The 20,903-nt window shown below is 69.4% G+C and carries 18 protein-coding genes; 9 read left to right on the top strand and 9 right to left on the bottom strand.

Translation table 11 applies throughout. The features are described 5' to 3' along the window. The first annotated feature begins 89 nt into the window (after positions 1-89). Positions 90-749 carry an NAD(P)-dependent oxidoreductase gene (locus CAL15_RS08915; protein ID WP_086078261.1) on the top strand — a complete coding sequence of 220 codons (660 nt, stop codon included), beginning with the start codon at positions 90-92 and terminating at the stop codon, positions 747-749. A gap of 105 nt (positions 750-854) precedes the next feature. On the opposite strand, the gene CAL15_RS08910 is transcribed toward CAL15_RS08915, so the two are convergent. The 4 genes from CAL15_RS08910 to CAL15_RS08895 all read right to left on the bottom strand — a co-directional run bounded on the left by CAL15_RS08910 (position 855) and on the right by CAL15_RS08895 (position 5,337). After that, positions 855-1,640, bottom strand: coding sequence for a 2-keto-4-pentenoate hydratase (locus tag CAL15_RS08910; protein WP_086078260.1), 786 nt, complete (start codon positions 1,638-1,640; stop codon positions 855-857). 117 nt (positions 1,641-1,757) lie between these two features. Then, positions 1,758-3,629: a PAS domain-containing sensor histidine kinase gene (locus CAL15_RS08905; protein ID WP_086081007.1), complete on the bottom strand. Its 1,872-nt coding sequence runs from the start codon at positions 3,627-3,629 to the stop codon at positions 1,758-1,760. Positions 3,630-3,812: 183 nt separating this feature from the next. Then, on the bottom strand, positions 3,813-3,983 hold the full coding sequence (locus CAL15_RS24510; protein WP_086078259.1) for a hypothetical protein: 171 nt from the start codon (positions 3,981-3,983) through the stop codon (positions 3,813-3,815). A gap of 241 nt (positions 3,984-4,224) precedes the next feature. After that, entirely contained in the window at positions 4,225-5,337 is a 1,113-nt protein-coding gene (locus CAL15_RS08895) for a calcium:proton antiporter (protein ID WP_232468161.1), read from the bottom strand. A 196-nt stretch (positions 5,338-5,533) separates the two neighbouring features. Between CAL15_RS08895 and CAL15_RS08890 the strand changes: the two genes are divergently transcribed. Beyond that, the gene (locus CAL15_RS08890; protein ID WP_086078257.1) at positions 5,534-6,112 is read left to right on the top strand and encodes a DUF4142 domain-containing protein; all 579 of its coding nucleotides are present in this window, start codon (positions 5,534-5,536) and stop codon (positions 6,110-6,112) included. Positions 6,113-6,154: 42 nt separating this feature from the next. Here CAL15_RS08890 and CAL15_RS08885 read toward each other — a convergent pair whose 3' ends face one another. Together CAL15_RS08885 and CAL15_RS08880 are read right to left on the bottom strand one after the other, a co-directional pair. Then, positions 6,155-8,035 (bottom strand): ABC transporter ATP-binding protein, encoded by a 1,881-nt coding sequence (locus tag CAL15_RS08885; RefSeq protein WP_086078256.1) that lies wholly within the window; start codon positions 8,033-8,035, stop codon positions 6,155-6,157. A gap of 375 nt (positions 8,036-8,410) precedes the next feature. Beyond that, positions 8,411-10,213 carry a uracil-xanthine permease family protein gene (locus tag CAL15_RS08880; RefSeq protein ID WP_157666630.1) on the bottom strand — a complete coding sequence of 601 codons (1,803 nt, stop codon included), beginning with the start codon at positions 10,211-10,213 and terminating at the stop codon, positions 8,411-8,413. A gap of 190 nt (positions 10,214-10,403) precedes the next feature. On the opposite strand from CAL15_RS08880, the gene CAL15_RS08875 reads away from it, so the two are divergent. From CAL15_RS08875 to CAL15_RS08855, 5 genes are all read left to right on the top strand, one after another. After that, on the top strand, positions 10,404-11,621 hold the full coding sequence (locus CAL15_RS08875) for an acyl-CoA dehydrogenase family protein (protein ID WP_086078254.1): 1,218 nt from the start codon (positions 10,404-10,406) through the stop codon (positions 11,619-11,621). Between the two features lie 201 nt (positions 11,622-11,822). Continuing rightward, a complete protein-coding gene (gene ssuE / locus CAL15_RS08870; RefSeq protein WP_086078253.1) occupies positions 11,823-12,413 on the top strand; it encodes an NADPH-dependent FMN reductase in 591 nt (196 codons plus the stop codon). A gap of 112 nt (positions 12,414-12,525) precedes the next feature. Next, positions 12,526-13,701, top strand: a complete 1,176-nt coding sequence (gene ssuD, locus CAL15_RS08865) for an FMNH2-dependent alkanesulfonate monooxygenase (RefSeq protein WP_086078252.1) — start codon at positions 12,526-12,528, stop codon at positions 13,699-13,701. An 18-nt stretch (positions 13,702-13,719) separates the two neighbouring features. Then, positions 13,720-14,901, top strand: coding sequence for an acyl-CoA dehydrogenase family protein (locus CAL15_RS08860; RefSeq protein WP_086078251.1), 1,182 nt, complete (start codon positions 13,720-13,722; stop codon positions 14,899-14,901). Positions 14,902-14,983: 82 nt separating this feature from the next. Further along, the gene (locus CAL15_RS08855) at positions 14,984-15,199 is read left to right on the top strand and encodes a TOBE domain-containing protein (RefSeq protein ID WP_086078250.1); all 216 of its coding nucleotides are present in this window, start codon (positions 14,984-14,986) and stop codon (positions 15,197-15,199) included. Between the two features lie 27 nt (positions 15,200-15,226). Here the strand turns inward: CAL15_RS08855 and CAL15_RS08850 are convergent, their stop codons facing one another. Continuing rightward, the gene (locus CAL15_RS08850) at positions 15,227-16,561 is read right to left on the bottom strand and encodes a heavy metal sensor histidine kinase (RefSeq protein ID WP_086078249.1); all 1,335 of its coding nucleotides are present in this window, start codon (positions 16,559-16,561) and stop codon (positions 15,227-15,229) included. Further along, on the bottom strand, positions 16,558-17,241 hold the full coding sequence (locus tag CAL15_RS08845) for a heavy metal response regulator transcription factor (RefSeq protein WP_086078248.1): 684 nt from the start codon (positions 17,239-17,241) through the stop codon (positions 16,558-16,560). The genes CAL15_RS08850 and CAL15_RS08845 overlap by 4 nt, the downstream gene beginning before the upstream one ends. Before the next feature lie 179 nt (positions 17,242-17,420). Between CAL15_RS08845 and CAL15_RS08840 the strand changes: the two genes are divergently transcribed. Together CAL15_RS08840 and CAL15_RS08835 are read left to right on the top strand one after the other, a co-directional pair. Next, complete coding sequence (locus CAL15_RS08840) at positions 17,421-18,530, top strand: aldo/keto reductase (protein ID WP_198299183.1); 1,110 nt, start codon at positions 17,421-17,423, stop codon at positions 18,528-18,530. 159 nt (positions 18,531-18,689) lie between these two features. After that, positions 18,690-20,009, top strand: a complete 1,320-nt coding sequence (locus CAL15_RS08835; protein ID WP_086078246.1) for an acyl-CoA thioesterase/bile acid-CoA:amino acid N-acyltransferase family protein — start codon at positions 18,690-18,692, stop codon at positions 20,007-20,009. Between the two features lie 99 nt (positions 20,010-20,108). Here the strand turns inward: CAL15_RS08835 and CAL15_RS08830 are convergent, their stop codons facing one another. Further along, positions 20,109-20,897: an ABC transporter permease gene (locus CAL15_RS08830; RefSeq protein ID WP_086078245.1), complete on the bottom strand. Its 789-nt coding sequence runs from the start codon at positions 20,895-20,897 to the stop codon at positions 20,109-20,111. Positions 20,898-20,903: the final 6 nt, after the last annotated feature.

Raw genomic sequence — 20,903 nt, 5'->3', positions numbered from 1 at the left:
CTTAAAGGTGATAGCGATTCTAGCCCCGTTATCGCGCGATCCTGAAGTGAATACGATGTCCGCGTCAACTCACTCTACCGGACATGCATATGAACATCGCGCTTATCGGTGCCACGGGATTCGTCGGCGCCGCCGTCCTGGCCGAACTGCTGCAACGCGGCCATCGGGTCACCGCGCTGGCCCGCAACGCATCCAGGCTGGACCCGCGGGCCGGCCTGACATTGGCGCACGCCGACGTGCAGGACGCCGAACAGGTGGCGCGCGCCGTGGCCGGCCACGACGCCGTGATCTCGGCATTCAATCCCGGCTGGAACGCGCCCGACCTGTACGACGCCTTCATGCGCGGCAGCGCCGCGATCGAGCGCGGCGTGGCGGCGGGCGGCGTCAAGCGGCTGCTGGTCGTCGGCGGCGCGGGAAGCCTGTACGTGGCGCCCGGCGTGCAGCTCGTCGATACGCCCGAGTTCGCCAGCCACGTGCCCGCCAACGTGGTGCCCGGCGCGCGCGCCGCGCGCGATGCGCTGGCGGCGTTGCGCCACAACATCGCGCTGGACTGGACCTTCCTCAGCCCGCCCGCGATGCTGGCGCCGGGCGCCCGCACCGGCAGTTATCGCCTCGGCGGCGAGGATCTGCTGATGGATGGCGATCGGCCCGCCGGCATCTCGGTGGCAGACCTGGCCGTCGCCATCGTCGACGAGATAGAGCAACCGCGACACGTGCGCGCGCGCTTCACGGTCGCCGCGCAGCAATGAACGCGGCCTGGCGTCGCGCGCCCGCTGGCAGCCGAGCGGCGTAGCCAGGGCGCCGCCGCTGGCCTGCGCGCCGCGCCGGCGGCCGCCCTCGGCCTTGCGCAGGTCTTAGATGGCCGACAGCGTGGCGCGCAGTTCGCCGTCCGCGTAACGTGCGCGCAGCGCGACGCCGCTGCCTTGCGCCACGTCGAAGGGCCGCGCCACGGCGCCCGCCGTGACGATCTCGCCCTGGCGCAGGGTGATGCCGCGTTCGCGCGCATGGTCGAACAGATAGCCCAGCGACACGATGGGATGGGGCAGGTCGTCACCCGACTGGCCCTGCGCGTGTTCGACCCCGTCGACGTCGACGCGCGCGCTGGCGATGACCTCGTCGATGCGGGCGGGCGCGATCTCGGCGCCCAGCACGAAAGCTCCGAAGCCGACGGTGTCGCCGACGAAGCTGGGAATGCCCACGGTGCGGCGGTCGAGGAACCGCGACTGCACCAGTTCGAAGGCCACGTGGGTGGCGGCCACCGCGTCCAGGACATCGGACGGCGCCTCGCCGGGCGCGACGTCGCGGCCCATCACGAACGCGATCTCGAACTCCACCGTGACGGGCGCGTTGGGCTGCGCCAGGCGCAGCGTGGCGCCCGCGGGGTGGCAGCGCGATTGCAGCAGGCGGCCCACCAGGGGCCGCTGCAGGTTGGCGGCGCGCATCATGTTGGGACTGCCCATGCCCAGCTTCCAGCCCGCCGTGGGCGTGCCCATGACGGCGATCAGGCGGTCCTGCAGCGCGTAGCCTTGCGCCAGCGTGGCGGGGCGGCATTCGGCGGGCAGTTCCTGCAGGCTCGCGCCGTGATGCCAGGCGGAGGCCAGCAGTTCGGCGGCGGCAGTGGGGTCGTAGGTCGTGTTCAAGCTCGTGCTTCCGGAAAGGTAGGCGCCCACCGCGCAGTGGGGGGCGGTTCAGGTTTGCTGATGGACCGCGACGGCGCGGCCGAAGCGCCGTTCGGCCAGGGGCATCAGGAATACGCTCTATTTGCCGCGCCCATTGCCGGCTTGCGCGAGGTTGCGCTGTTGCTGGTTGCGCAGCACGTGGCGGATCTTGCGGGCCAGGGTCTCGCGAGTGTAGGGCTTGCTGAGCAGTTCGATGCCGGGATCGAGCCTGCCCGAATGGACGATGGCATTCTCGGTATACCCCGAGGTGAACAGCACGGCCACGCCGGGCAGTCGCTCGCGGGTCTGGCGCGCCAGTTCCGGGCTGCGCAGCGGGCCGGGCATCACTACGTCGGTGAACAGCAGGTCGATGGCAGCGCCGCTTTCCACGATCGCCAGCGCGCTCAGCGCGTCCTTGGCCTTGAGAATGCCGTAGCCCAGGTCGGACAGCATGGCCACCACGGTATCGCGTACCTGTTCGTCGTCCTCGACCACCAGGATGTTCTCGGTGCCGCCCACCACGGGGCCCAGTTCGATCTCGGCTGCCGGCTCTTCTTCCTGGCGCACGCGCGGCAGGTAGATGCGTACGGTGGTGCCTTCACCGGGCTCGCTGTAGATCTTGATGTGGCCGTTGGACTGCTTGACGAAGCCATACACCATGCTCAGGCCCAGGCCGGTGCCCTGGCCTTCGGGCTTGGTGGTGAAGAAGGGTTCGAAGGCGTGTTCCAGCACCTCGGGCGGCATGCCCGGACCGGTATCGGAGATGGCCAGCATCGCGTATTCGCCGGGCTCGATGTCGGAGTGGCGGGCTGCGTACGCGTCGGTGAGGGCGGCGTTGCCCGCCTCGATGGTGAGCTTGCCATGGCCCGCCATCGCATCGCGCGCGTTGATCGCCAGGTTCAGCACGGCGTTCTCGATCTGCGACGTGTCGACCAGAGCGTTCCACAGGCCCGCGGCGGCCACGGTCTCCAGTTCGATGCCTTCGCCCAGGGCGCGGCGCAGCATGTCGTCCATGCCGCGTATGAAACGGCCCAGGTTCACCACGGTGGGCGCCAGCGGCTGGCGGCGGCCGAAGGACAGCAGCTGCGACGCCAGCTTGGAGCCGCGCGACACGCCGCCCAGCGCGTTGCGCAGGCGCAGCTGCGCGCGTTCGTTGCCGCTGGCCGCGACGTCCTTGGCAAGCAGTTGCAGGTTGCCGCCGATGACTTGCAGCAGGTTGTTGAAATCGTGGGCCACGCCGCCCGTGAGCTTGCCGATGGCCTCCATTTTCTGCGACTGGCGCAGCGCGAACTCCATGTGGGCGCGTTCGTGCGCCTCGTTGCGCAGCCGCTCGTTGGCCGCCTCGAGATCGGCCGTGCGCTCGGCGACCATGGCTTCCAGCGATTGATTCAACTGCGCCTGCCGCTCGATGACCAGCTGCAGCACCCGCAGCGTGTTCTCCGGGTCGGCATCGACGGGAACCGGAGAGCCGGGCAGCGCCAGTTCCTTGAGGCGGGCCAGCGCGTCGCGCTGGCGATTGATCTCGCGTTCGTGCGCCTTCTGCCCGGCGATGTCGCGCGCCTCGACGACGAGCAGACGCACCTTGCCGTTGTCGTCGCGCACCGGGGTGAGGGAAGCGTGCACGTCGCGCAGCGCGCTGCCGCTCGACTGTACACATAGCTGCGTGTCCCATTGCACGGTCTCGCCGCGCGCGGCCCGCTGGATGGCGCCGCGCCAGTTCTCGCGCGCGTCTTCCGAATTCTCCCACCAGCATGTCGTCCAGAAAGGGCGGCCCACGATGTCATGCGCCGTGATGCCGGCGTCGCTGACCGCGGCGGGATTGATGTCGAGGACGTTGCCGTCGGCGTCCAGCAGCCCGATGAAGTGCGTGACGGCGTCCAGCGCGATGCGGGCGAACTTCTGCCGACGCTGCTCAGGACTGTCGTCGTTGCGCAGCGTGACGCCGCGCACGGTGACTGAAGGAACGGGCATGGACAAAGCGACCTCGGGGCGAAAGCGGGAAGGGGGGCATTACACCCCGTTGTGCCGTGCCATGCATCAAGGATGGAATCCGGTTGTGGCAAAACGTCACGGCAGGCAACCGCTGCATGATGCCTCGGCCGCGACGAATACGCTAGCAAGCGATGTGCCGCGGCGCGGGGCCGCGGCTCGTGGTCAATGGCCGGTGTCCGGATAGTTGGGACCGGGGTCGCTGAAGCCGCCGTCGCTGTAGGGATTGACGGCGCCGGGATGCGGTGGACCGGGGCGGGAGAAGTCGTGGCCGGCGCAGCCGGCCAGCAGGGCGGCCAGAGCCATGGCGCAAACGGTCAGCAGTCGCGCGATCATGTGGGTCTCCTGAGTGGCGGGGATTTCATTGTGGACCTATCCGGCGGACGGTGAAAGCGGTCGTCACGATGAAGCGCCCGCGCGGGCGCCAGCCAGTCGGCATGCCGCCCGGGCGGATACGGGCGGGAACCCCGCCGTCCGTGCCGGCGGGAAGGACTGTGCAATTCGTTCATCGGGCGTGTAAAGAAGGCACGTCCTGCGGTGGGTATCTTGCGGTTCTGCGCGCCCGGCCTGTGGGCCGCTACACGCCGATCATCGTCAGCATCACGAAGGTGGCAAACAGCACGAAGTGCGTCATGCCTTCGATGGCATTGGTCTGGCCGTCGTTCAGGTTGATCGCGGCGACGATCAGGGTCACCAGCATCATCACGGTCTGCACCGGCGTCATGGCCATCTGGAAAGGCTGGCCCGTGTACAGGGCCAGCGCTTCCATCAGCGGCACGGTCAGGATGACGGTGGCCAGCGAGGCGCCCATGGCGATGTTGACCACGGCCTGCATGCGGTTGGCCAGTGCGGCCCGCAGCGCGGTAAGGATCTCGGGGCTGGCCGAGATGACCGCGACGACCAGCGCGGGCAGGGCGGGCGGCGCCGCCACGCCGCGCAACGTCTCGCCCAGCGTGTGCGACATCACCTCGGCCAGTGCGCCGATCAGCGCCACGCCGACAGCCAGCACGGCGATCGAGGTCCGAACGGGCAGCGCAGGAGCGGGCGGCGCGTCGAGGCTGGCCGGCGCCTTGCGGCCCCGCGGCTTGTCCGGATAGCTGTAGCTGAAGAAGTAGCTGTGAGGCCCGGTCTGCATGCGCAGGAACACGGCGTACAGCGTGATCATCGCGACGATGGTGAACGCCGAATAGATGTGCCAGACCTCGCGCGGAATGAACTCGGGCACCACCATGGAGACGGCGATGGCGGTAAGAATCATCACGCCATAGGTGCGGCCCGAGTCGTCGTTGTACGACTGCTCGCCATGCTTGAGGCCGCCCATCAGGGCGGCCAGGCCCAGGATGCCGTTGATATCGAGCATCACGGCGGAATAGATCGTGTCGCGCACCAGCGTGGGCGAGTTCTGGTTGGACATGACGATGGCCAGCACCACCACCTCGACCAGCACGGCCGACAGCGTCAGCACCATCGTTCCGTAAGGGTCTCCGACCCGATGGGCAATGGATTCGGCGTGGGCGGCCACGCGCAGCGAAGCGCACACGATGGCCGCCACCAGGGCAGCCGTCGCCGCGCCCGCCACTGCCGTGCCGCCGTGCGCCAGCGCATCCTGGAAGACATAGGCGAGCACGGCCGCGCCCGCCGCCACCCACAGCAGGGTTTCCTCCTTGGCCAGGCGCAGCATCGTATGCATTCTCCGAAAAAGGCAGTGGACGGCGCGGCCAGCGTACCGCGCGACGCAGGCTTGAGCAAAGCCCATGCCGGAACGAGCCCGGCGCCAGGCCTGGGCACGCCGGTTGCTTCAGTGCCGGCGACGGGTGGGGCGATCCAAAGGACGGACCGTCCAGCCGCCATCCGCTGGCTTCAAAACTTTTGCGAGGGACTTTTCCATGAAAGTGCAGATTCTGGCCTTGAGCATCATCGCGGGCGGCGCCATCGCCTGGACCCAGCCTGCCGCCGCGCAGCCAGCGCCGGCCACGCCGGCTCCGGCCGAACGCGCCGACGCCAAGCAGGCCGACATGAAGCAGAAACTGGACGGCGAGGACGAGGACTTCCTCGAGCGCGCCGCCCAGGCAGGCCATACCGAGATCGCCGGCAGCAAGCTGGCGCAGCAGAAGGCGCGCTCGGCGGACGTGAAAAAGTTCGCCGAACAGATGGTCGCCGACCACACCAAGGTAGGCGAGCAACTGGCGGCGCTGGCCAGGAGCAAGGGCTACACCCCGCCCGACGAGCCGTCGCTGATCGACAAGGCCAAGCTGAAGACGCTGGAAATGCGCGACGAAGGCTTCGACAAGGCCTATGCCGATGAGATCGGCGTGCAGGCGCACCAGGACACGGTGGACCTGTTCAAGAAGGCGGCCGAGCAGGCCAAGGACGCCGACGTGAAGGCCTTTGCCGCCAAGACGCTGCCCGCCCTGGAGCAGCATCTGACGATGGCGAAGGAACTGCAGCAGAAGGTGGGCAAATAAGCCCCCGGCCGTGCGGTGGAGGCGCGGCCGCCTCCGCCGCCGTCAGGCCGGCAGACCGGGAGCGTCGTCGGCGTAATCCTCGTCGGCGGCGCTCTGCGCTTGAGGCCGGGCCCCGTCGTCCAGCCTCAGGCCGCGCGTCAGTTCGAGCGCCTGGCGCTCGAACAGGCGCCGGTAAAGGCCGTTGGGCAACTGGATCAGCGATTCATGGCTGCCTTCTTCCACGACGCGGCCGCGGTCCAGTACCAGCAGCCGGTCCAGCGCTCGAACGGTGGACAAACGGTGCGCCACTACCAGCGTGGTGCGGCCTACCATCAGCCGCTCCATGGCGTGCTGGATCAGCACCTCGCTTTCGCTGTCCAGGCTGGAGGTCGCCTCGTCCAGGATCAGGATGGGCGCGTCGGCCAGGAAGGCGCGCGCGATGGCCACGCGCTGGCGCTCGCCGCCCGACAGCTTGATGCCGCGCTCGCCCACCAGGGTGTCGTAGCCCTTGGGCAGCCGCTCGATGAAATCGTGCGCGCTGGCCAGGCGGGCGGCGTGCTCGATGTCGGCCCGGGTGGCGCCGGGCCTTCCATAGGCAATGTTCTCGGCCAGCGTGCGGTGGAACAGCACGGGTTCCTGCTGCACGATGGCGATCTGGCTGCGCAGCGACTCCTGCCTTACCGTGGCGATGTCCTGCCCGTCGATCCTGATCTGTCCGCCGTTGATGTCGTACAGGCGCTGGATCAGCTTGATGAACGTCGTCTTGCCCGAACCCGAATGGCCTACCAGGCCGACCCGTTCGCCCGGCGCGATGCGGATCGAGAAATCGTCGTACAGCGGGTCCGGATGGTTGCCGTACCGGAACGTGACGTGGTCGAAGCGGATCTCGCCGCGTTCGATGCGGATCGCCGGCGCGCCGGGCCGGTCTTCGATGCCCAGCGGCTGCGCGTCCAGCGCGACCAGTTCTTCCATGTCGTTGACCGAGCGCTGCAGGTTGCGGATGTGCTGGCCCACGTCGCGCAGATAACCTTCCATGATGAAGAACATGGTCAGCGCGAACGTGATGTCGCCCACGCTGGCCTCGCCCCGTACCCACAGCAGCAGCGCCACGCCCAGGATGGCGGCCTGCATGGCGGTCAGCATCAAGCCCTGTGCGCCGCCGTTGAGCGTGCCGCGCCGCCAGGTGCGGCGGGTGCGGTTGCGCCACTTGCCGACGACCCAGCCCAGGCGCGTCTCTTCGCGCGACTCGGCGCCGAAGGCCTTGACCACGGGGTTGCAGCTGACCGCGTCGGCCAGCGCGCCGCCCATGCGCGTGTCCCAGGCGTTGGCCAGACGCGCCGCCGGCGCCACGTAGCCCAGCGACAGCATGACCGTCACGCCGATGTACAGCAGGGAGCCCAGGCCTACCACCAGCCCCATCACGGGCCAGTGCCAGCCCAGCAGCACGGTGGCGCCCACCAGCATGGCCACCGACGGCAGCAGGGCGGTCAGCAAGGTGTCGTTGAGCAGGTCCAGCGCCCACATGCCGCGCGTGATCTTGCGCACGGTGGAGCCGGCGAAGCTGTTGGCGTGCCAGTCGGTGGAGAAGCGCTGCACCTTGTGGAAGGCGTCGCGGGCGATGTCGCTCATCATGCGCAGGGTCAGGCTGATGATGTTCATGTACACGAACTGGCGCAGCACCGTGCCGCCCAGGCTGAGCGCGGTCAGCGCCCAGAACGCGGCCACCGCCGCATTCCACGCGACGGTTCCGGCGCCGGCGCCCGAAGCCAGCGCGTCGACCAGCCGGCCGGCATACAGCGGCGTCAGCACGTCGCTCAGTGCGGCCAGCAGCATCAGCGCGACGATGGCGCCTATGCGGCCCGGTTGGTGGCGCCAATGGCGGAAAGTGAAGCCGAGGACGTCCTTGAAGGCCTGTCCGCGTAGATCGAGTTTTTTGCGAGTCATGACTGCACCCCGGGCGCGCGGCGCCCATGGGGTTCCTGGAAAGAAATGACGAACACGGCCGCGGAGGCGGCGTGGGGAAATCAGGATTGCTGGAAGAAGCGTCGCGGGCGGGCCGCGGGCGCGTTGTCCGCCGGACGGGATCGCCTGGGCTCGGCAGGCCCGCGGACGACTTGGTGAGCGGACCTAATGCGGCGACATGCGACGCGGGAGGACGGTACGTGCGATGAACATGAAGCGCCTCCCTGGTGTGGTGTGGAGAATGCGGCGGGGCGACGCCCGGGAGCCGCTGGACCTAGGGATTCTACCAATGCATGGACGGGCAGGCAACGCCGGCGGCCAATGCCCGCTGTGCTCGCGCGCGAGGGACGCGTCGGCTCAGTGATCGAAGTGCAGCCGGAACCACGACTGTCCGCCGCGCTCGCCGGCGCCCAGCCGGTCGGCCAGCCTGTGCAGCAGCACGGCGGAGACGCCGGGCAGGGCGCGGTCAAGCGCGGCGTGGAAGGCGTCGTCATCGGCATCCAGCAGGTCGGCGGCCGCCGGCGCATGGCCCGCCAGCTGCAAAGGAGGGCCGCTGTGCAGCAGCTCGATGTCCAGGTTGAACTCGTCGAAGCTGCCGCGGATCTCGCGCACCGCGCGCCCGCCGCCGGCCGCGGCGATGGCCTCGGCGGCTTCCAGCGCGGCCGAGGCCGCCCGTCGCACCACGTCGCGGCGCGCGCCCCAGGCCGCGCCCTGCGTCTCGACGAAGTCGACGATGGCGCCGGCCAGTCCCCCCGCCGCGGGATGCGGCGTGTGCGCGGCCGTGTCGTCCGGCAGGGCGGACAGGTCGCGCACGGCGCGCCGCGAGGTGCCCAGCCGGAACAGCAGGTTCAGCAGGATGGCCGCCAGGCCGGCGACGATCACGCTGTTCTCGACCAGGAAGCGCAGGGACTGTGGGAAATGCCCGGGCAGGCCGGGCACCAGTATCACACCCATGCCCGCCACGAACGACAGGCCGACCATGAAGGTGCCGCGCGCATCGATGGCCCGCGAGGCGATCAGCTCGACGCCCGATACGATGAGGTAGGCCGCCGCGTAGAGTTCGACCGCGCCGATCACCGGCGTGGGGATCAGCGTGAGCGCCACCATGGCTTGCGGCGCCAGTGCCAGCAGTACCAGCAGCGCGCCGGCCGCCAGGCCGACATAGCGCGACGTCGACCGGCTGATGTGGGCCAATGCGATGTTGGCCGACGAGGTGACGCTGGGATATCCGCCGAACAGGCCGACGAATATGTTGGACAGCGAGCCGGCCCGCATGCCGCGGCCCACCATGCGCATGTCGGCGCGGCGCCAGTCGGCATCGTCCATCTTGTCCAGCAGGATGGCGGTGCCCAGCGTGTCCAGCTGCGCCATCACGGACAGCAGCGCGACCGCCACCAGCAGGCCCGGATCCACGTTCAGCGTCGGCATCACCAGTTCGGGCAGGGCGAAGACAGGCGCGGCCAGCAGTGCGTCGGCGCCGTGCAGCCGGCCCAGCACGCCGGACAGCGCCACGCCGGCAAGCACGCCGGCCAGCAGCGCGAACAGCCGCATGCGGCGAGTGCCCCACACCGACAGCACGATGATGACGGCCAGCGTCACGGCCCCCACCAGCACGCTGCCGGCGTCGTAGCCGCCATCGTGCAGGCCGCCCGCGTGCCGCAGGGCGGGCGCGATCAGCGACAGCCCCGTCACGCAGATGACGACCCCGGCGACGGGCGGCGGAAACAGCGCGCGCAGGCGCGGAATGACCTGGCCGATCAGCAGCCCCGTCAGGCCATTGACGATGCCGGCCAGGAGCAGCGCGGCCGGACCGTACTGCAGCAGCAGCGTGCCCGCGACCATGACGACGATGGCATCGGGCATGTGCACGATGAGCGCCCCGGCGCCTACGCGCCCGCCCCAGGCCTGCAGGATGGTGGCCAGGCCCATGCCCAGCACGGTGGCGGTGACCAGGCTGCTGGTGGCGTGGGTCGACAGGCCGGCGAGGTGCGCCGCGGCCAGCACGTAGGCGATCAGCCCCAGCGCGGTGGCGGCATGCTGCATGCCCAGGCCCAGCAGGGCGCCTGGCGTGGGCAGCTCGTCCGCGGCATAGACCAGGTCGGGCGGGCGCCGCCGCGACGAGGGGGAAGGGGGCAGACGCAGGCTGGGCAGGAGCGGCATGGCTGGGCTGGCGGTGGAAGGGGACCGTATTATCGGCGCGCGCGGGCGGCTTGGCGAGCGTGACGCCGGGAAGCCGGGCCCCGGTCCGCACGACGGCGGCATAAGCATTCGCCTAATTCTTCGTCGTCCTGCGCGCGGCGATGCCGCACACTGCCCGCCACACGGCAACAGCAACGAGGCGGTGATTTCGATGGATACGAACCTGGGCGCCGACGGCGCGGTGCGGCGGCAGGCCGCGCTGGCCGCACTGCCCGAACTGGCGCGGCGCATCGGCGAGGATGCCGCGGGCCGCGAGGCGCGGCGCGAACTGCCGTACTTCGCCTTCACCCTGTTTCGCGACTCGGGGCTTGGCGCGTTGCGCATTCCCGTGGAGCAGGGCGGGCTGGGCGGCTCGCTGGAGGAGGTGTTCGAACTGGTGGCGTCCCTGGCTGCCGAAGAGCCGAACGTCGCGCATGCGCTGCGGCTGCATTTCGACGTGACGGAGACCTTGCTGCTGGGCCCGCGCACGGCGCACGCCGAGCTGCAGGTGCAGCGCGTGCTGGCAGGCGCGCTGTATGGCGGCGCCTCCACCGAACTGGGCACGGCGCGGCCGGGACAGATCGAGACGGTGCTGGTGCGGCATGGCGATCACTATCGTATGTCCGGGCGCAAGTACTACTCGACCGGCACGGCCTTTGCCGATTATGCCCGCCTGAACCTGAAGGACGAGCAGGGCGCCGACGTGATCGCCTTCATTCCCGTGGACAGAGAGGGCGTGCGCGTGCTGGATGACTGGGACGGCATGGGCCAGCGCATGACGGCCAGCGGCACGCTGGAACTGAACGAGGTGCGCGTCGAGGATGACGAGGTGCTGCCGCGCGCATCGGGCACGCTGGTCGGCAGACATACCGGCGCGCTGCGCCAGCTGCACCTGGTCGCCACCGCGGCCGGCATCGTGCGGCGCGTCTATGCGGACGCGCGCGACTACGTGCTGTCGCATGGCCGGCCGGTACAGCACAGCCCCGCGCCCACCGCGCGCGAGGATGCCTTCGTGCAGCAGGTGGTGGGCGAGCTGGCCGCGCACTCGCTGGCCATCGATGCCCTGGTGCGCGAGAACGCGCGTGCGCTGGACCGGTCCGCGCGAGCGCTGCTGGACGGCGATGCAGAGGCCGGGCAGCGCGTGCTGGAGGGCGCGCTGGTCACGGCCAAGACGCAGCTGGTGGTGGCGCAGCTGGCGTTGCGCGCGGGCGAGCGGCTGTTCGAGGCGGGCGGCGCGTCGATGACGGGGCGCAAGTACAACTTCGACAGGCACTGGCGCAGCCTGCGCACGATCTTCAGCCACAACCCGCTGCTGCACAAGGCCAGGGTGGTGGGCGACTATCACTTGAACGGCACCACGACGCACTTGCAGGAAGGCAAGGTGTTCTGAATGCAGCGTACATAACCGGCGGCCATTGCGCGGCGCCGGCACCGCCGGGCGGGCGCATATCGACATGCCGAGTAAGTATTTTTCGCGCGCTCAGGCGCGGTGCAGAATCCTCCCGGTCGGCCGCATTCTCCTTCTTACATGCACTCGCGGCCTGCGCGTCGCGGCACACGCCGCATCGCGTGCCCTTATCGGTTGTACACAATGAGCATTCTGACTTTGGCAGGCAGCCCGTCGAGTCGTTCGCGGTCCTCCGCGCTGCTGCGCCATGCGGCCCAGCGCCTGGAACAGCGGGGATTGAGCGTGCGCGAGATGGGCCTGCGAGACATACCGGCCGAAGAACTCATCGAGGGGCATTACACCAGCCACGCGGCGGCCGCGCTGCGGCGGCGCGTCGAGGGATGCGGCGCGGTGCTCATCTCCACGCCCGTCTACAAGGCCTCGTTCGCGGGCGGCCTGAAGGCCGTCCTGGACCTGCTGGACGAGAAGGCGCTGGCCGACAAGATCGTGCTGCCCATCGCCACCGGCGGCAGCCCGGCCCATCTGCTGGCGCTGGAATACAGCCTGAAGCCGGTGCTGTCGTCGCTGGGCGCCCGGCACATCCTGGCCGGCGTGTATGCCACCGATCGCCAGGTGACGTTCGACGAGCACGGACGCGCGAGCATCGACGACGACGTGCTGCACCGGCTGGACGATGCCGTGGACCGCGTGCATCGCCACCTCTACGCCACTCGACCCGCCGCGCACGCCGTCGACCTGGGCCCCCTGGCCGCCAGCGGCCAGCTCAGCGTATAGCCGTATAGCGCGGCAGTCACCGGGCGGCACGCCGGGCGGGATGCATCGCCTGGCCGAAGCTCCGGTTCTTTGCCAGCAACTCCAACCGCAATTGATCACGAGACCCTGATTCATGGACATTCTTTGGTTCATTCCCACGCACGGCGACTCGCGCTACCTGGGCACCAGCACGGGCGCGCGCGCCGGCAGCCATGACTACTTCAGGCAGATCGCCGTGGCAGCCGACACGCTGGGCTACGACGGCGTGTTGCTGCCCACCGGGCGTTCGTGCGAAGACGCGTGGGTGGTGGCCTCCAGCCTCATCGACGCGACGCGGCGGCTGAAATTCCTGGTGGCGGTGCGGCCAGGCGTCACGTCGCCGCAGATGGCCGCGCGCATGGCGGCCACGTTCGACCGCCTTTCCGGAGGGCGCCTGCTGATCAACGTGGTGACGGGCGGCGATCCCGGCGAACTGGAAGGCGACGGCGTCTTCGTCGACCACGACCAGCGCTATGCCATCACGAGCGACTATCTGCGCATCTGGCGCGGCGCGCTGGAGGCCAGCCACCACGGAGGCGACTACAGCCTGGCCGGCGAGCAACTGATCGCCAGGGGCGCCAAGGTGCTGTATCCGCCGGTGCAGCGGCCCTATCCGCCGCTGTACTTCGGCGGATCGTCCGAGGCCGCGCACCAGCTGGCCGCGGAACAGCTGGACGTGTATCTGACCTGGGGCGAGCCGCCGGATGCCGTGCGCGCCAAGATCGCGGACGTGCGCGAACGCGCGGCGCGGCTGGGCCGCACGCTGCGCTTCGGCATCCGGCTGCACGTGATCGTGCGCGAGACCGAGGCCCAGGCCTGGGCCGCCGCGGATGCGTTGATCAGCCACCTGACCGAGGACACCGTGCGGTCCGCGCAAGCCGCCTTCGGCCGGATGGACTCCGAAGGGCAGCGCCGCATGGCAGCGCTGCACGGAGGCAGGCTGGACGATGGCCGGGGCGGACGCGCCCATCTGGAGATCGCGCCGAACCTGTGGGCCGGCGTGGGACTGGTGCGCGGCGGGGCCGGCACCGCCCTGGTGGGCGATCCGCGGACGGTGGCCCGGCGCATCCAGGAGTATGCGGAACTGGGCATCGATACCTTCATCTTCTCGGGGTATCCGCACCTGGAGGAGTCTTACCGCTTCGCGGAGCTGGTGTTTCCGCTGCTGCCGGGCAAGACCCGGGCGGCGGTCACCGGCACCGGAGTGCTGACCGGTCCGTTCGGCGAGGTCATGGGTACCGAACTGGTGCCTCAGGCCACGGCGCGATAAGCCACGAGGAACGATGCGATGAGCACGATACACGCGTATTCAGGCGGGCTTGCCGAGGCGCTGGAAGCGCTGGCGGCGCAGCTGGCGGCGACGGCGGTCGAGCGCGACCGCGCTGGCGGGCATGCGGCGCACGAGCGCGAACTGATCCGCGCCAGCGGCCTGCTGGCGCTGTCGGTGCCCACCGAGTTCGGCGGGGCGCAGGCGCCGTGGTCGGTGACGCTGGCGGCGGTGCGGCGGCTGGCCCAGGCCGACAGCGCGCTGGCGCACCTGTTCGGCTTTCATCACCTGCAGGTGGCCGGCGTGCTGCTGTTTGGCAGGCCCGAGCAGCACGAATACTTCCTGGCGCCCACGGTGCGGCGCAAGCTGTTCTGGGGCAACGCGCTGAATCCGCTGGACAGGCGGGTGCTGGCCGCGAACGAAGGCGAGGGCTTCCGGCTGGATGGGGTGAAGAGCTTCAGTTCAGGCTCCGTCGGATCGGACATCCTGACCCTGTCGGCATGGCACAAGCCCACCGAGACCGCGCTGATCGCGGCATTGCCGACCGATGCCGACGGCATCACGGTCAATCCCGACTGGGATGCGTTCGGACAGCGGCAGACCGACAGCGGCACGGTGCGGTTCGACCACGTGCGGCTGGATCCCGTGCAGATACTGCAGGCGCCGGGCGTCACGCCCACGCCCAGGGCCACGCTGCGGTCACAGGTGGCGCAACTGATCATCACCAATCTGTACCTGGGCATCGCGCAGGGCGCGCTGGCCGAGGCGCGCCGCTTCGTGCACGACGACGCGCGGCCCTGGTTCGCGGCGGACGTTGCACGGCATGCCGACGACCCGTACGTGCAGGAACGATTCGGGGAATTCCGGCTGGCCGTGCGCGCGGCCGAGGCGCTGGCCGACCAGGCCGGCATCCGGCTGGACGCCGCCCTGGCGCGGGGAGATGCGGTGAGCGCTGCCGAACGCGGCGAGGTGGCCGTGGCGGGCGCCGAGGCGAAGGTGTGGGCGCATCGCGCGGCGCTGCGCCTGGGCACCGAGCTGTTCGAAGTCACCGGCGCGCGCTCGACCTCGGCGCGCTACGGCTACGACCGCTACTGGCGCAACGCGCGCGTGCATACGCTGCACGATCCCGTGGCCTACAAGGTGCGCGACCTGGGCCGCTACGCGCTGGACGGCAGGGCGCCCGAACCCACTGCCTATTCCTGAGCGCCTGCAAGCTTTCGTCCGGGCCGTCGGTTCGCGGCGGCCGGGCCTTGTTCGATTCTTCATTCCAACACAGGAGTACGCCATGAGCACCCCCACCATCAACGCCCGCAACCAGTTCCGCGGCAAGATCCGCGAGATCGTGCACGGCCCCGTGCTGTCCGAACTGGACATCGAGACGCCGGCCGGCACGGTGACTTCCGTCATCACCACGCGGTCGGTAAAGGAACTGGACCTGCAGGTGGGCACCGAGGTGCTGGCCTTCGTGAAGGCAACCGAGGTGGCGGTGGCAAAGCTGTGATCCCTTCGCGCCGGCAAGGCTGCCGGGTCACGCGGCGCTGATATCGAAGCCGATGCGAGTGACGCCATCGCGCGACTGCGCCACGGGGCGGCCGGCGTGCATGCGCGCGATGGCGGCCACGATGGCCAGTCCCAGGCCATGGTGGCTTTCCCCGTCGGCGCGTCCCGCCTCGATGCGGAAGAACCGGTCGAACAGGCGTTCCAGCGCGGCTTCCGGGATGGTCTGTCCGAGGTTCTCGACCGCGACCTCGACGCGGTTGCCGCGCGCCTCCTGCAGAAGAATGCGGATGGTCGACCCGGGGGCGGCGAAGCGCGCCGCATTGTCGAGCAGGTTCGACACCGCCTGCTTGAACAGGTTCTCGTCGATGCGCGCGCATGCCTGGCCTATCACCGCCAGCTTCAGTGCCCGCTCGTCGAGCACCGCTTCATGGAAGTCCGCCACCTCGTCCACGATGTGGGCGAGCACCTTCGCATCGCCGCGCCTGGCGGTCTCGCCGCGGTCGGCTCGCGACAGAAACAGCATGTCCTGCACCAGCCGCGCCAGCCGCTGCAGTTCCTCCAGGTTCGATTGCAGCGTCTCGTGCAGCTGGTCCGGCGTACGGGGGCGCGAGAGCGCGACCTCGGTCTGGCCGATCAACACCGAGAGCGGCGTGCGCAGTTCGTGCGCGACGTCGGCGTTGAAGCATTCGAGCTGCTGATAGGCCTGTTCGACGCGATCCATCAGTCCGTTGAATTGGTCGACGGCCGGCTGCAGTTCCCGCCTGGGCGCGGCCAGGGCGACGCGCTTGCGCTCGCTGCCCGGGGAGATCGCCCGCATCTGGCGCGCCAGGTCGTCCAGTGGACGCAGGCCGCGGCGTGCGGCCAGCCAGGCTGCGGCGCCTATGCCCAAGGTACCCAGCAGCGTGGCCATGGCGAGAATGATGCCCAGGCTGGCCAGCATGTCCTCGTCATGGGCGACGTCTATCGCGAAGCGTCCTCGCAGCGCGGCGCCGCCGTCGGGGGACGGCAGGTCGAATTGGATCTCGCGTTGCGAGCGCGGCGGCAGCAGGAACGGCGATGCGGCGGGATCGGCATAGAAAACGCGTCCGTCGGTGTGCCGGAGTTCGAGCCGCGAGCCCGGACGGCGCGGCGCGTTCTCCGCAAGCAGGGCGACGAAGGCGGCGCCGCCCTGCTGGCGCATGGCCTGCGCCGTTTCGACCAGCTTGTTGACCTTGACGGCGAGCAGCCGGTCTTGCGCGCGGCTGAGCTGTGCGCTGCTTGCCCAGTAGATGCCCGCGCACATCAGGCACAGTCCCAGGCTGGCGATCGCCATGAGACTCCATGACAGCCGCCGCACGATCGAGGGGGCCAATGCGTGGCTCATGAGCCGCGTGCCTCCAGCACATACCCCATGCCGCGCACATTGTGCAGCAGCTTGGGGGAGTAGGGATCGTCGATCTTGGCGCGCAGGCGGCGGATGGCGACCTCCACCACGTTCGTGCCGGAATCGAAGTTGATGTCCCAGACGCGTTCGGCCAGCGTGGTGCGCGAGAGAATCTGGCCCTGCCGCCGCAGCAGCAGGGTCAGCAGTTCGAACTCGCGGGCGGTCAATCCGAGCGGCTGCCCGGCGCGCCAGGCCTTGCGGCTCTCCAGGTCCAGTTCCAGGTCGGCCAATGAGAGACGCGTCGAGGCCGAGACCGGCGATTGCCCGCGCCGCAGGATGGCGGTGATACGGGCCAGCAGTTCCGAGAAGGCGAACGGCTTGACCAGATAGTCGTCGGCCCCGGCCTGCAGGCCGCGAACGCGGTCGTCCACGCGTTCGCGCGCCGTCAATACCAGGATGGGCAGGTGGGATGTCTGCCGGACGGCCTCGAGCAACGCGAAGCCGTCCAGGCCGGGCAGGCCGATGTCCAGCAGCGCCAGGTCGTAGCTGCCATGCAGAGCCAGGCGGCGCCCGGCGATGCCGTCGCTGGCAACGTCCACCACGTGCCCGTGCTCGCTGAGACCGCGGCGCAGGTAAGCGGCGATTTTCTCTTCGTCTTCTACGACCAATAGGCGAGCCATGGCAAGCAGCAGCGGTGATATTCCGCGATTCTAGACGCGCGCAGGAAGCGCGTTGATTACTTATTTGTAATCCCGTTGTTCGGTCGAACGCCGGGTTGGCGGCCTAGAGTGCATGACCATGGAGGGCCAGCCGAGTCGGCGTAGCGGCGGGCTCCCATCCCCATTACCGAACCCGCTGAATGGACGCGACGACTATGCTTACCCAACCCGAATTCATCTCCCATCGCGATGGTCGCAGAGACTTCTTGCGCGCGGGCGTATCCGCCGCCGCGCTGACTGGCGCCGGCCTGCTGCCCCTGGCCGGCCTGGCGCAGCGCGCGCCGGCCACTACGGTGGCAGCGGCTTCCGCGCCACCCGTGCTGACCCGCAGGATTCCCAGCACCGGAGAGGTGCTGCCCGCCATCGGGCTGGGCACCTTCCTGACCTTCGACGTACTGCCCGGCCAGCCGCGCCAGCACTTGCGCGAGGTGATGCAGCGCTTCTGGGAAGCCGGAGGCCGCGTGCTGGATACCTCGCCGCTTTATGGCACCGGCGAGATCAGCGTGGGCGACCATGCCGCCTCGCTGGGCATCGCCGAGGGGCTGTTCATGGCGAACAAGATCTGGTCCACCGGCGAGTTCCTGGCCGACGAAAGCCATGCCTCGCGCAGCCTCGCCCAATCGCAGAACCGGCTGTGGCGCGAGCGCATGGACCTGATGCAGGTCCACAGCCTGACGAACATCGAGTTCGTATTGCCCTACCTGAAGGCCTGGAAGAAGGAAGGCCGCATCCGTTATACCGGCATCACGCATTACGAGGATGCCTATCTGCCCTTGCTGGCCGCCTGGATCGAACGCGGCCAGCCGGATTTCGTGCAGGTGCAGTACTCGATCGCGTCGCGACGCGCCGAGGAACGGGTGCTGCCGCTGGCGGCCGAGCGCGGCGTCGCGGTGCTGACCAATCTGCCTTTCGAGAAGGCGCGATTGTTCGCGCTGGTGGAGGGGCGCCCCGTGCCGGATTTCGTCAAGGAGATCGGCGTGCAGACCTGGGCGCAGTACTTCCTCAAATGGGTGATCTCGAACCCCGTAGTGACGTGCGCCTTGCCATCCACGTCGAATCCGGCGCACATGGCCGAGAACATGGAGGCACTGCGCGGTCCCTTGCCCGATGCGGCCATGCGCGCCCGCATGCTCAAGCACATGGAAGGCATCCCGGGATTCGACAAGGTGACCCAGATGCCGTGGTATCCGGGCAAGCGCTACCAGGGCCTCATCGCCAGGAACCAGGCTGCGTTGCGGGCGCGTACTTAGCGGGGTGTATCCTGTGGATCAGCCATGAGTTCATAACCAGATCTTCGCAGGTACGGCCCATGGCATGGCCCGCGCTGGAGGACAATCGGTGTCACGCCCATCGCGGCTGCATCGCCATCGCGCGTCCTCCCCGCTTCAATCGAGATCGCAGAATCCATCATGCCCGCCATTCAAGTCACTCCCGCCGTTGCGCTTTCCGACGTATCCCGCCGCATCCAGTTGACCGGCTTTCCGGCTGACGCCGAGGTGCGGCTGACGGCCACTTCGCGCCAGCCCGATGGCGGCCTGTGGCAGAGCCAGGCCGTGTACCGAGCCGATTCGACGGGCACGGTGGACGTGTCGGCCGCTGCGCCGTTGTCGGGCTCGTATCAGGGCGTGGACGGCGGCGGCCCGCTGTGGTCGCAGGCGCCGTTGGGCGCCGAGGTGGTCGAGGCGGCGGCCGCGCTGCCCAAGAGCATCGGGCCGGGCGAAGCCGTCGTCGTGTCGCTCGAGGCCAGCGCCGGCGCGCAGCGCGCAGAAGCCACGCTGACGCAGGTATACGCCGACCAGGGCGTCACGCGCCGCGAGGTGCGCGGCAACGGCCTCGTGGGATCGCTGTACACGCCGGCCACGCCCGGCCCGCATCCCGCCATCGTCGTGCTGAACGGCTCGGGCGGCGGCATCAACGAATCGCGCGCGGCACTGTTCGCCTCGCGCGGCTATGCGGCGCTGGCGCTGGGCTACTTCGGCGCGCCGGGATTGCCTTCGCACATCTCGCAGACGCCGCTCGAGTATTTCGAGAAGGGCCTGCAATGGCTGCGCGACGAGGTGCGGCCGGCGCATGGGTTCATCGCGGTCTCGGGCCAGTCGCGCGGCGGCGAACTGTCGCTGCTGCTCGGCGCCACCTATCCCGGGCTGGTGTCGGCCGTCATCGGCTACGTGCCCAGCTCGGTGGTGCACAGCGTGCTGAACGCCGGGCGGCCGGGCGAGGGCCGCTTTGCGCCGACGTGGATGCTGCGCGGCGAACCCGTGCCGCACGTGTGGCAGGACAATGCGGCGACCGACTGGTCGGGCATCGACAGCCTGCCCGAGCCGCGCCGCCAGGCCCAGGCCTTCGTCGATGCGCAGCGCGACGCGGCCGCGGTGGCGCGCGCGCGGATTCCGGTGGAACGCATCGCCGGCCCCGTGCTGCTCATCTCGGGCGGCGACGACGGCTACTGGCCGTCCACCGCCTACTCGCGCGAAGTGGCGCAGGCGCTGCGCGAGGCGCATCATCCTTATCCGGTCGAGCACCTGGATTATCCCGACGCGGGCCACGCCATCCAGGCGCCCAACGTGCCCACCACCGAGATCGCCAAGGCGCATGCGGTGTCCGGCATCGTGTTGACGGGCGGTGGCACGGCGCTCGCCAATGCGCGGGCCAATGCGGAGTCTTGGGAGGGCGTGCTGCGCTTCCTGAAGGAAGCGGTGGCGGCGCGCGCTGCCGCCGCGGCACGCTGACAGATCGGGCGCGCACCTTGGCCGGCATCCTGCCGGCCAGCAGCCGCGCCGCCGCCGCGCCACCTCGGGCGGCCGGTGGCTTGCGCGGCCCTTGCTACATCACGTCTGTGCCGCCGTGCGCGATCGCTCGGCGCGTTCCGCTTCCCAGAACACCACTTTGCGATGCAGCAGGCGCACGGTCTCGGTGCCGGCGATGCCGATGACGGCCAGCAGCATCACCGCGGCGAACATCGTGCTGACGTTCATGTTGACGGCCGACGAGCCGATCAGGTAGCCGAGTCCGGCTTCGGACGACACCAGTTCGCCGACCACGGTGCCGATCAGCGCCAGCGAGATGCCGATCTGCAGGCCCGCGAAGATGTCGCCGGCGGCGGCCGGCAGCTTCACGTGGCGGAACAGATACCACCTGCTGGCGGAGAACGCCTTGCACGCATCGATGAGGTCGGGGTCGACGCGGCGGATGCCCACGATGGTGTTCACGAACAGCGGGAAGAAGCAGATCAGCACGACCAGCACGATTTTGGACGCGACGCCGAAGCCGAACCACACCAGGATCAGCGGCGCCAGGGCCACCTTGGGCGTGGCCTGCACCGCCACCAGCACGGGATAGACGAACTTCTCGAAGGTGCGCGATTCGGCCAGCAGCGCGCCCAGCAGCAGCGCCAGCACGCTGCCGATCAGGTAGCCGACCAGCGTCGCGTACAGGGTGTAGCCGATGTGGCGCCAGATGGTGCCGTCGGCGAAGCCGGCCACCAGCGCGCGCAGCACGGCCATGGGGCCGGGCAGCACGTAGTCGGGCATTTCCAGCAGCACCACGGCGTAGTGCCAGGCCGCCAGTATCACGGCCAGGGTGATGAGGGGGTAAACCAGGTCCAGCAGGCGTCGCATGATCTC

The sequence above is a fragment of the Bordetella genomosp. 13 genome (genome assembly GCF_002119665.1).
Lineage (GTDB): Bacteria > Pseudomonadota > Gammaproteobacteria > Burkholderiales > Burkholderiaceae_B > Bordetella.
Note: the sequence above shows the minus strand (reverse complement) of the source record. Positions and strands in the feature narration are given on the sequence as shown.

Bases quoted from the DNA above. Each gene is read 5' to 3' on its own strand.
- CAL15_RS08915 (WP_086078261.1), top strand. From the start codon at position 90: ATGAACATCGCGCTTATCGGTGCCACGGGATTCGTCGGCGCCGCCGTC.
- CAL15_RS08855 (WP_086078250.1), top strand. From the start codon at position 14,984: ATGAGCACCCCCACCATCAACGCCCGCAACCAGTTCCGCGGCAAGATC.
- CAL15_RS08905 (WP_086081007.1), bottom strand. From the start codon at position 3,629: ATGCCCGTTCCTTCAGTCACCGTGCGCGGCGTCACGCTGCGCAACGAC.
- CAL15_RS08890 (WP_086078257.1), top strand. From the start codon at position 5,534: ATGAAAGTGCAGATTCTGGCCTTGAGCATCATCGCGGGCGGCGCCATC.
- CAL15_RS08835 (WP_086078246.1), top strand. From the start codon at position 18,690: ATGCCCGCCATTCAAGTCACTCCCGCCGTTGCGCTTTCCGACGTATCC.
- CAL15_RS24510 (WP_086078259.1), bottom strand. From the start codon at position 3,983: ATGATCGCGCGACTGCTGACCGTTTGCGCCATGGCTCTGGCCGCCCTG.
- CAL15_RS08840 (WP_198299183.1), top strand. From the start codon at position 17,421: ATGGACGCGACGACTATGCTTACCCAACCCGAATTCATCTCCCATCGC.
- CAL15_RS08830 (WP_086078245.1), bottom strand. From the start codon at position 20,897: ATGCGACGCCTGCTGGACCTGGTTTACCCCCTCATCACCCTGGCCGTG.
- CAL15_RS08845 (WP_086078248.1), bottom strand. From the start codon at position 17,241: ATGGCTCGCCTATTGGTCGTAGAAGACGAAGAGAAAATCGCCGCTTAC.
- CAL15_RS08875 (WP_086078254.1), top strand. From the start codon at position 10,404: ATGGATACGAACCTGGGCGCCGACGGCGCGGTGCGGCGGCAGGCCGCG.
- CAL15_RS08880 (WP_157666630.1), bottom strand. From the start codon at position 10,213: ATGCCGCTCCTGCCCAGCCTGCGTCTGCCCCCTTCCCCCTCGTCGCGG.
- ssuE (WP_086078253.1), top strand. From the start codon at position 11,823: ATGAGCATTCTGACTTTGGCAGGCAGCCCGTCGAGTCGTTCGCGGTCC.
- CAL15_RS08860 (WP_086078251.1), top strand. From the start codon at position 13,720: ATGAGCACGATACACGCGTATTCAGGCGGGCTTGCCGAGGCGCTGGAA.
- CAL15_RS08885 (WP_086078256.1), bottom strand. From the start codon at position 8,035: ATGACTCGCAAAAAACTCGATCTACGCGGACAGGCCTTCAAGGACGTC.
- CAL15_RS08895 (WP_232468161.1), bottom strand. From the start codon at position 5,337: ATGCATACGATGCTGCGCCTGGCCAAGGAGGAAACCCTGCTGTGGGTG.
- ssuD (WP_086078252.1), top strand. From the start codon at position 12,526: ATGGACATTCTTTGGTTCATTCCCACGCACGGCGACTCGCGCTACCTG.
- CAL15_RS08850 (WP_086078249.1), bottom strand. From the start codon at position 16,561: ATGAGCCACGCATTGGCCCCCTCGATCGTGCGGCGGCTGTCATGGAGT.